This is a genomic window from Rhodococcus sp. CX (genome assembly GCF_015865005.1).
In the GTDB taxonomy this organism is placed as follows: Bacteria; Actinomycetota; Actinomycetes; order Mycobacteriales; family Mycobacteriaceae; genus Rhodococcus.
Genome location: NZ_JADZGH010000264.1, coordinates 24,535 through 33,187 on the forward strand (window position 1 = coordinate 24,535; position 8,653 = coordinate 33,187).

Here is an 8,653-nt window from a genome sequence, read left to right on the forward strand (position 1 = left end):
GCTGCTCGACGGCGGTATCCGCCGCGGCAGCGACGTCGTCAAGGCCCTCGCGCTCGGCGCGAAGGCGGTGCTCATCGGCCGCGCCTACCTGTGGGGTCTGGCCGCGAACGGTCAGGCCGGCGTCGAGAACGTCCTCGACATCCTCAGCGGCGGAATCGGTTCGGCGCTGATGGGCCTGGGCAAGACCTCGATCCACGAGCTCACCCCGGACGATGTGGTCGTGCCCGAGGGCTTCCGCCGCGACCTCGGTATCTGACCGGGGTCCACGAAGCTCAGTGCTCACCGATCCCATCACCCTCGCCGGACGGACCGCGCCGGCGAGGGTGATCTTCGGGCCGCACGAGACCAATCTCGCTGCGGGTAGAGCACTCTCACGGCGGCACGTCGACTACTACGCACGGCGTGCCCGCGGCGGTGCCGGCATCGTCGTCACCGAGGTCGCCTCGGTGCACGCTGCCGACCACCCCTACGAGCGGGCACCGCTGGCCGCCGACTGTGCTGCCGGCTGGGCGGAGACGGTCGCCGCGTGCCGCCCGCACGGCACGCTCGTGCTCGCCGGGCTCGGCCACGCCGGGCTGCAGGGATCGAGTGCCTGGACCCGGGCGCCGCTGCACGCGCCGTCGCGGGTTCCGGATCCGGCGACCCGGGAGCTGCCCGCCGAGATGACCGCGGCCGACATCGATTCGGTGGTCGACGGTTTCCGCGGGGCTGCCGCGACCGCGGTCGCCGCCGGCGTCGACGGCATCGAACTCGACGCCGGTCCGGCCTCACTGTTGCGGCAGTTCCTCTCGGGGCTGACCAATATGCGTACCGACCGCTACGGCACCGACCGGACCCTGCTGCTGAACCGCGTAATCACCACGGTCCGAAGCGAGCTCGGTCCCGGACGGATCCTTGCGTTGCGGCTGTGCTGCGACGAGAACGCGCCGTGGGCCGGGATCACTCCCGACCTCGCCGCCGCGCACGCGGCCGAATTCGCGCCGCACCTGGACCTGCTCACCGTGGTGCGGGGCGGCCTGTTCACTCCCGGCTCGTACCGGCCCGACGCGCACACTCCACCCGGATTCAACGCGGAACTGTGCCGCCACATCCGCGACGCGGTCGCCGGAACCGTTCCGATCGTGTTGCAGGGCAGCATCGTCGACCCGGAGCACGCTCGGCGCATGCTTGAGGACGGCGTCTGCGATGCCGTCGAGATGACCCGCGCGCAGATCGCCGACCCGGATCTCGTCGTGACCGTGCGTGCCGGACGCGACCCGCGACCGTGCGTGCTGTGCAACCAGGCGTGCCTCGTACGCGACTTCCACAATCCGGTGGTCGGGTGCATCGGCAATCCCGAGGCCGGGCACGAGGATGAGCAGTCCGTTTCGCCGGCCTTGCAGGCCCGGGACGTTCTCGTCGTCGGGGGTGGCCCCGCCGGTCTCGAGGCCGCTCGCACCCTCGCCGCCCGGGGTCATCGGGTGCAGGTCCGCGAGCGTGCCGACCGGTGCGGCGGCCTGCTGCGGACCGCGGCCGCCGGCGTCGGACGCGACCGCCTCGCGACCCTCGCGGACTGGCTCGAGGACCGGTGCCGCGACAGCGGTGTCGATTTGCGGTGCGGTACCGAGGTCACCGCCCCCGACCTCGACGACGCGCACGCCGCCGGTACCGCGATCGTGCTCGCGACCGGCAGCCGGGACCGGCAGCCCGGGTTCCCGGTCGCTGCCGACGCCGCCTGCTACACGACCGCGCGCCGGGTCCTGGATCGTCCACCGGCCGAGCCGCGGACGATGCTCGTGTGGGATCCGGCCGGCGGGCCGATCGCGGTCGCGGTCGCCGAGCGACTGGCCGCGCTCGGCCACCCAGTGCACTACGCGACCTGCGATCCCATCGCAGGATCACGGCTCGCACCCATCGGCGACCTGGTCGGCGCGAACGCCCGGCTGCGACGGGCCGGCATCACCCGGCACCGCAGCGTCACGGTGCGCGCGGTCGACCCGACCGGTGTCCACCTCGAACACCCGATCACCGGGGAACGGAGCACCGTTCCGGATGCATTGTTCGTGGACTGCTCAGCGGGATTGCCTGATGACAAACTCGCCGGAATCAGGCGCAATGGAATCGGTGACTGCGTCGCACCACGGACGGTGCGGGAGGCGATCCGGGAGGGGTATCGTCTCGCCGCAGAACTGTAATAGGTTTCAATCGCGGATCGAAGGGGAACGCCACATGGGCGAGTTCGACGGCAAGGTCGTCTTCATCACCGGCATCGCGCGCGGGCAGGGCCGCAACCACGCGCTGCGTTTCGCACGGGAAGGGGCCTCGATCATCGGCGTCGACGTCGCCGGACCGGTCTCCGAGTACGTCTCCTACGAGCAGGCGACCCGCGAGGACTTCGACGAGACCGTGCGGCTCGTCGAGGAAGCCGGCGGCAAGATCGTCGCCCGCATCGCCGACGTGCGCGACAGTGCGGCCCTCAAGGCTGTCGTCGACGAAGGGGTCGCCCAGTTCGGCCGCCTCGACGTCGTCGTCGCCAACGCGGGCATCTGCTCGTGGAACCGTTTCTGGGAGATGCCCGACGAGCAGTTCGAGGAACTGATCGACATCAACCTGACCGGTGTCTTCAAGACCATCAAGGCCGCCACTCCCGCGATGATCGAGGCGGGCAACGGCGGCTCGATCATCCTCGTCAGCTCGGTCGCGGGCCTGAAGGCCATGCCCGGCCAGATCAACTACGCCGCAGCCAAGTTCGGTCTCGTCGGCATGACCCAGACAGCCGCGAAGGAGCTGGGCGAGTACCGCATCCGCGTCAACTCGATCCACCCGTACGGCGTGAACACGCCGATGGGCACCGACCCGGGTGCGCTGAAGATGTTCGAGAAGTACCCGCACTGGCTCCCCAACTTCGCGCCGATCCTCACCGAGAAGCCGATCGCCGACCCCGACGACACGTCCGACGCCGTGCTGTTCCTCGCGAGCGACCGCGCAAAGACCATCACCGGCAGCCAGATGGCGCTCGACCAGGGCAACTCGAAGGTCTGACCGGTGCCGCGTGACGTGACCGGCGCCGACCCGCACGATCTGTTGCGGCTCGGCCCGGTCACGCTGCGCAACCGCATCGTCTTTCCCGCGCACCTGACGAACTTCGCCGTCGACGGCGAGGTCACCGACCGGCACATCGCCTACTACGTCGCGCGCGCCCGCGGCGGCGCGGCGATGATCGTCACCGAAGAGCACACGGTGCACCCGTCGGATCGGCCGTACGAGAAGCTGATCCGCGGCTGGGATCCGGCGGTGCTGCCCGGGTACCGTCGTCTCACCGAAGCGGTGCACGCCCAGGGCGCGCGAATTCTCGCCCAGCTCAACCACAACGGCGCCCAGGGCACCGGAATGTACACCGGCCGGCCGCTGTGGGCGCCCGCGCCGGATCCGGACCCGCTGTTCCGTGAGGTGCCCGTCGCGATCGGCGCGGACGAGATCCGCGAACTCGTCGCGGGCTACGCGGACGCGGCCCGGCGCTGTGCCGACGGCGGGTTCGACGGTGTCGAGATCCAGTGCTCGCAGGCGTCGATCCTGCGCGCGTTCCTCGCCCCCGGCGCCAACCCGCGCACCGACGACTACGGCGGCGACCTCGACCGACGCGCCCGGCTGCTGCTCGAGGTCGTCGCCGCGGTGCGCGCAGCGCTCGGTCCCGGATACGTCCTCGGGGTCCGGTTGAGCGGGCACGACGGCACCCCCGGTGGCATCGACATCGACGATGCCGTGCGCGTCGCGCGCATGCTCGAAGCGACCGGGCACGTGGACTACCTGAGCACCTCGGTCGGGGTCGCGACCGAGACCCTGTATCTCGTCGAGGCGCCCATGTCGACGCCGCACGGCTATTCGCTGTTCGTGCCCGACGCCATCCGCACCGCCGTCGACCTGCCCGTGGTCGGGGTGGGCCGCTTCACGACCCCGGACCAGGTCCGCGCCGCCCTGGCCGACGGGGTCTGCGATCTAGTCGGGGCGGTGCGCGCCCACATCGCCGATCCCGGTTTCGCGGGCAAGGTCCTCGACGGACGCGGCGACGAGATCCGCCCGTGCATCGGCTGCAATCAGGACTGCATCGGACGGGTCGGGCTGGGCCGTCCGATCGGATGCGCGGTCAACCCGTATGCCGGATACGAGGACGCGACGCGGCCCGATCCGGCCGTGCCGGGGAAGGTGCTCGTCGTCGGCGGGGGACCGGCGGGCCTGCAGGCCGCGGTGACCGCCGCCGAGCGCGGACACGCCGTGACACTTCTCGAACGGGAATCTCTGGTGGGAGGTCAGATTCGTGTCGCCGCGTCCGCGCCGCACCGCGGTGAGCTGCTCGGTGCCGTCGCGAGTCTGGAAGCCGAGTGCCGTCGGCTCGGTGTCGAGATCCGCACCGGCGTCGACGTCGACGCCGCGACCGTCCGGGCATACCGGCCGGACACTGTCGTGATCGCCACCGGGGCCCGGCCGCGGCGGCCGGACTGGGCGGGGGAGTCGTCACGGGTGGTGGACGTGCGCGACGTGCTCGGCGGTCGCACCGAACCGGCAGGGCGGGTGCTCGTCGTCGACGACCTGGGATTCCATCAGGCGACCTCGGTCGCGGAGCTGCTCGCCGACCGCGGTTGCGCGGTCACCGTGTGCACCAGCGGAATGATCGTCGGCCAGGACCTCGGGCTCACCCTCGAGATGAACGGCTGGGTCCGGCGCGCTCACGACAAGGGCATCGAGCAGGTCACCGACGTGGTGGTCGCCGCCCTGACGGACACCGACTGCGTCGAGGTGACACTGCTGAACCATTTCACCGCCGAAAGCTCCGTCCGCACAGTCGATTACGTGGTCGTGGCGACGCACCAGGAGCCGGTCGACGAGCTGTGGCGCGACCTGCAGGGCGAGAGTTTCCGCGTGGTGCGTGTCGGCGACGCGGTGACGCCGCGGCGACTCGACTCGGCGATCATCGAGGGGATGCGCGCGGTCGCCGCGCTGTGACGGAACGGCCGTAGTGATACCAGGCCGTTCTCACAGCTCCCGGCGCATCGCGGTCCTCGGCCACCGGTCCAGGCCGTGGCGCGCCTCCGCGGCGCGGATCTCCCGCAGTTCGGGGCCGAGGTGCGCGTCGTCGACGAACCGGAACCCGAGGCGCTCGTAGTACGGGCCGTTCCAGGGCACGTCCACGTACGTGGTGAGCGTCAAGGCGCGGTGGCCGCGGTCGCGGGCCCACTGCGTGACGTGCTCGATGAGCATCCTCCCGATCCCGCGGTGCGCGTGGTCGGGATGCACCGAGACCTGCTCGATGTGGGCGTGCCCGTCGACGACGTCGACGATCAGGTAGGCGTCCGGCCGGTTCCCGGAGTCGAGATGCACCCAGGCGCGGTCGCCGTCGCAATAGTGTTGCAGCTCTTCGATGGTGGGCGGCTCGTCGTCGGCGACCACCGTCATGCCGATCTCCGCGAACGGTGCGCCCGCCGCTCGCTCGATGTCCTGGAGGAGCGGCAGATCCGACGAGGTGGCCAGCCGAAGCGGCGGCAGCGCCTTGCTGTAGTAGCGCGCGAACTCGGTGTGCGCGTACCGGCCGTACCGTTCGGCCATCGGGGTGTAGCCGCTCGCCTCGTACAGGGCGATCGCCTCGGGTTGCGCGGTACCGGTCTCCAGGACGATCCGGCGTCGCCCGGCGTCGGTGGCGGTGCGTTCCAGGGCGCCGAGAAGACGCCGGGCGATCCCGCGTCGCCGGGCCGTGTCCCGCACGTACATGCGTTTGATCTCGGCGTCGTCGGGGCGGATACCGGGACAGGACCCGTCGAGGGTGCGCCAGCCGCCCATACCGACGGCCTGTCCCTCGTCGCGGGCGAGCAGGAAGGTGCCGTGGGGTGCGACGAACTCGGCCGGAAGGAGTTCGTTGTCGTCGGGGCCGCCGTAGCGGTGGACGTATTCGAGTTGCAGTTCACCGAGGAGTTCGAGGACAGCCGGGTCGTCGAGGGTGCGCGGTTCGATCAGCACGGAGGGCAGCCTACGCGCTGCGCTTGCCGACGATTCTTGTAACCCCGTAAGATGGTTACATGGTGATGCTGCGTTCCCCGGAGGGGATCGACTTCGAGGTCGATTCCGGATCGCTGTGTGTGGACTTCGTCTACACCGGCGGCGCGGCGGAGCGGGCCCGGTGGGAAACACTCCACACACCCGACGACCTGACGAACTGGATCGCCGCCCGCATGCGGGTCCCGGCCGCACACGTCCGGCTCGGCCCGCACGACGTCGCGCAGGCCAAGGGCCTTCGGGAAGCGCTGTGGCACAGCCTGAACCGATGCATCGACGGCAGTGGACCCAGCCCTTCGGACACCGCGGTCATCGATGCCGCCGCGGCCCGGCCGGACATCGCGCCGCAACTCGCGGCGCCCGGCACGGTCGTCCCGATCACCGGCGACCAGGCCCTGTCGACCCTGGCCCGCGACGCCGTCGACCTGCTCGGCGGACCGCGCGCGTCCAGGATCAAACGCTGCGCCGCCGACGACTGCCCGCTCGTCTTCGTCGACACCTCGCGCGCCGGCAACCGCCGGTGGTGCTCGATGGCCCGGTGCGGCAACCGGGACAAGGTCCGCGCACATCGACGGAAGGAACAGGCATGACCGACACCGTCGGCAAGACCAGGGACGCCGGCTGGCAGATCGGCGTCTCCAAGACACTCCCGCACCCGATCGACGCGGTGTGGTCGCTGATCGTCGAAGAACCGGGCCTCTGGCTCGGCGCAGGCGCCGTGATCCCGCACGAGAAGGGAGAGCAGTGGCAGGCGGACGACGGAACCGGTGGGGAACTGCGCAGCCGTCACGAGTCCGATCGCGTGCGCCTGACCTGGCGCCCTCCGACGTGGCATCACGACACCACGGTGCAGGTGGCGGTGCAGGCCGGCCCGACGGGCACCGTCCTGAGATTCCACCAGGAACGCCTCGCCGGCCCCGACGAACGGCAGCGGCAACGCACTCATTGGCAGGCGGCGCTGGCCCGGGTCGAACGCGCGCTCGAACAGGTGACGGGCACCGCATAACATCGGGGCGGTGAACCGGAACCTCGACACCGCCCGCTGGCCCGACATCGCGCCGGGCCATGCGACCGTCGCCGTTCCGGTCGGCGCCTTCGAGCAGCACGGACCGCACCTGCCGCTGGACACGGACACGCGCATCGCGACCGCGGTCGCGGGAGCACTGCCGGACGTGATGACCGCGCCGGCGGTGGCCTACGGGGCCAGTGGTGAACACGAGGCGTTCGCGGGCACCGTCTCGATCGGCGCCGAGGTCATGGAATCACTGCTCGTCGAATACGGCCGGTCGGTGTGCCGGTGGGCCGCGCGCGTCGTGTTCGTCAACGGCCACGGTGGCAACGCGCACGCCCTCGCGAAAGCGGTTGCCCTGCTGCGCTACGAGGGCCGGGACGCCGCGTGGCTGCCGTGCGCGGTACCCGGTGGGGATGCGCATGCCGGGGACACGGAGACCAGCCTGCTGCTGCACCTGGCACCCGAGGTCGTGGCAATGGACCGCGCCGAGGTGGGTTCGACGGAATCCATCGCGACTCTGCTGCCCCGATTGCGGGAGGGCGGTATCGTCGCCGTGTCGGCGAACGGGGTGCTGGGCGATCCCACGGCCGCCACCGCGGAGCGGGGAGCCCGGATGTTCGCAGACCTGGTCGAACGTGCGACTGCACAGGTTGCCCGCTGGCAGCCCGGTGCAGAGGGGAGACTCCGGTGACACAGGGCGCAACGAAGCGCACTCCCACGTCGCGGCTGCCCGACGGTTTCGGCGTCCGGATCGACCCTCGGGTGCGGGCGTTCTCCGCCGGACGGGTGCTCATCGGTGGGTCACCGACCCGTATGCTCAAACTCGCCCCGGCCGCGGCGGCGATGCTCGACGACGGCTACCTGAGGGTGGTCGATTCGAGGACCGCGGTCGTGGCCCGCCGGCTCCTCGACTCGGGGGTCGGCAACCCCCGGCCCACAGCCCTGCCGTCGACCTCGGACGTGACCGTCGTGGTCCCGGCGAAGGACAACCCTGCCGGTCTGCGGCGGCTGCTGCAGGCGCTCGAATCGGTCCGGGTGATCGTCGTCGACGACGGATCCGAAACGCCCTTCGTCGCACCCGAGGCCGGACGGGTGACGGTCCTGCGCCACGAGACGTCGCGGGGACCCGCGGCTGCCCGGAACACCGGAATGCGGGCGGCCACAACACCGTTCGTGGCATTCCTGGATTCCGACGTGGTGCCCCGCATCGGCTGGCTCGAGGCGATTCTCGGGCACTTCACCGATCCCGCGGTCGCGCTCGTCGCTCCGCGCATCGTCGCGCTCGACCCGGACAGTGCCCCGCTCGCACGGTACGAACACGCCCGGTCGTCGCTGGATCTCGGACGCCGTGAAGCCGCGGTGGTCGCGGGCAGTCCCGTCGCCTACGTACCGAGCGCCGCGATGGTGGTGCGCCGCGACGTGCTGGACGAACTCGGCGGGTTCGACGAGACCATGCACGTCGCGGAGGACGTCGACCTGTGCTGGCGGCTGCAGCAGTCCGGCTGGCGGCTCCGTTACGAGCCGGTCGCGCGGGTCGCGCACGACCACCGGATCGGATTCCGGAAGTGGTTCACCCGCAAGGCTTTCTACGGAACCGGTGCTGCTCCGCTGGCGGCG

The 8,653-nt window shown here is 71.1% G+C and carries 9 protein-coding genes; 8 read left to right on the forward strand and 1 reads right to left on the reverse strand.

Going from position 1 to position 8,653, the window contains the following annotated elements:
• From I0Q12_RS34295 to I0Q12_RS29475, 4 genes are all read left to right on the forward strand, one after another.
• Nucleotides 1-256: alpha-hydroxy-acid oxidizing protein (locus I0Q12_RS34295; RefSeq protein WP_231611690.1), on the forward strand; the 256-nt coding region annotated here is incomplete at its 5' end.
• Nucleotides 213-2,174, forward strand: coding sequence for a mycofactocin system FadH/OYE family oxidoreductase 1 (locus I0Q12_RS29465; protein WP_197257291.1), 1,962 nt, complete (start codon nt 213-215; stop codon nt 2,172-2,174). The genes I0Q12_RS34295 and I0Q12_RS29465, both read left to right, overlap by 44 nt.
• Nucleotides 2,175-2,208: 34 nt before the next feature.
• Nucleotides 2,209-3,021, forward strand: a complete 813-nt coding sequence (locus tag I0Q12_RS29470; RefSeq protein ID WP_197257293.1) for a mycofactocin-coupled SDR family oxidoreductase — start codon at nt 2,209-2,211, stop codon at nt 3,019-3,021.
• Between the two features lie 3 nt (nt 3,022-3,024).
• A complete protein-coding gene (locus tag I0Q12_RS29475; RefSeq protein WP_307846624.1) occupies nt 3,025-4,980 on the forward strand; it encodes a mycofactocin system FadH/OYE family oxidoreductase 2 in 1,956 nt (651 codons plus the stop codon).
• 30 nt (nt 4,981-5,010) lie between these two features.
• Here the strand turns inward: I0Q12_RS29475 and I0Q12_RS29480 are convergent, their stop codons facing one another.
• Entirely contained in the window at nt 5,011-5,988 is a 978-nt protein-coding gene (locus I0Q12_RS29480; protein ID WP_197257295.1) for a GNAT family N-acetyltransferase, read from the reverse strand.
• Nucleotides 5,989-6,047: 59 nt separating this feature from the next.
• Between I0Q12_RS29480 and I0Q12_RS29485 the strand changes: the two genes are divergently transcribed.
• From I0Q12_RS29485 to mftF, 4 genes are all read left to right on the forward strand, one after another.
• Nucleotides 6,048-6,614 carry an ABATE domain-containing protein gene (locus I0Q12_RS29485; RefSeq protein WP_197257297.1) on the forward strand — a complete coding sequence of 189 codons (567 nt, stop codon included), beginning with the start codon at nt 6,048-6,050 and terminating at the stop codon, nt 6,612-6,614.
• The gene (locus tag I0Q12_RS29490; RefSeq protein WP_197257300.1) at nt 6,611-7,030 is read left to right on the forward strand and encodes an SRPBCC domain-containing protein; all 420 of its coding nucleotides are present in this window, start codon (nt 6,611-6,613) and stop codon (nt 7,028-7,030) included. The genes I0Q12_RS29485 and I0Q12_RS29490 overlap by 4 nt, the downstream gene beginning before the upstream one ends.
• Nucleotides 7,031-7,040: 10 nt before the next feature.
• Nucleotides 7,041-7,727 (forward strand): mycofactocin biosynthesis peptidyl-dipeptidase MftE, encoded by a 687-nt coding sequence (gene mftE, locus I0Q12_RS29495; RefSeq protein WP_197257302.1) that lies wholly within the window; start codon nt 7,041-7,043, stop codon nt 7,725-7,727.
• The coding region (gene mftF, locus I0Q12_RS29500) for a mycofactocin biosynthesis glycosyltransferase MftF (RefSeq protein WP_197257310.1) at nt 7,724-8,653 on the forward strand (930 nt) is incomplete at its 3' end. The genes mftE and mftF, both read left to right, overlap by 4 nt.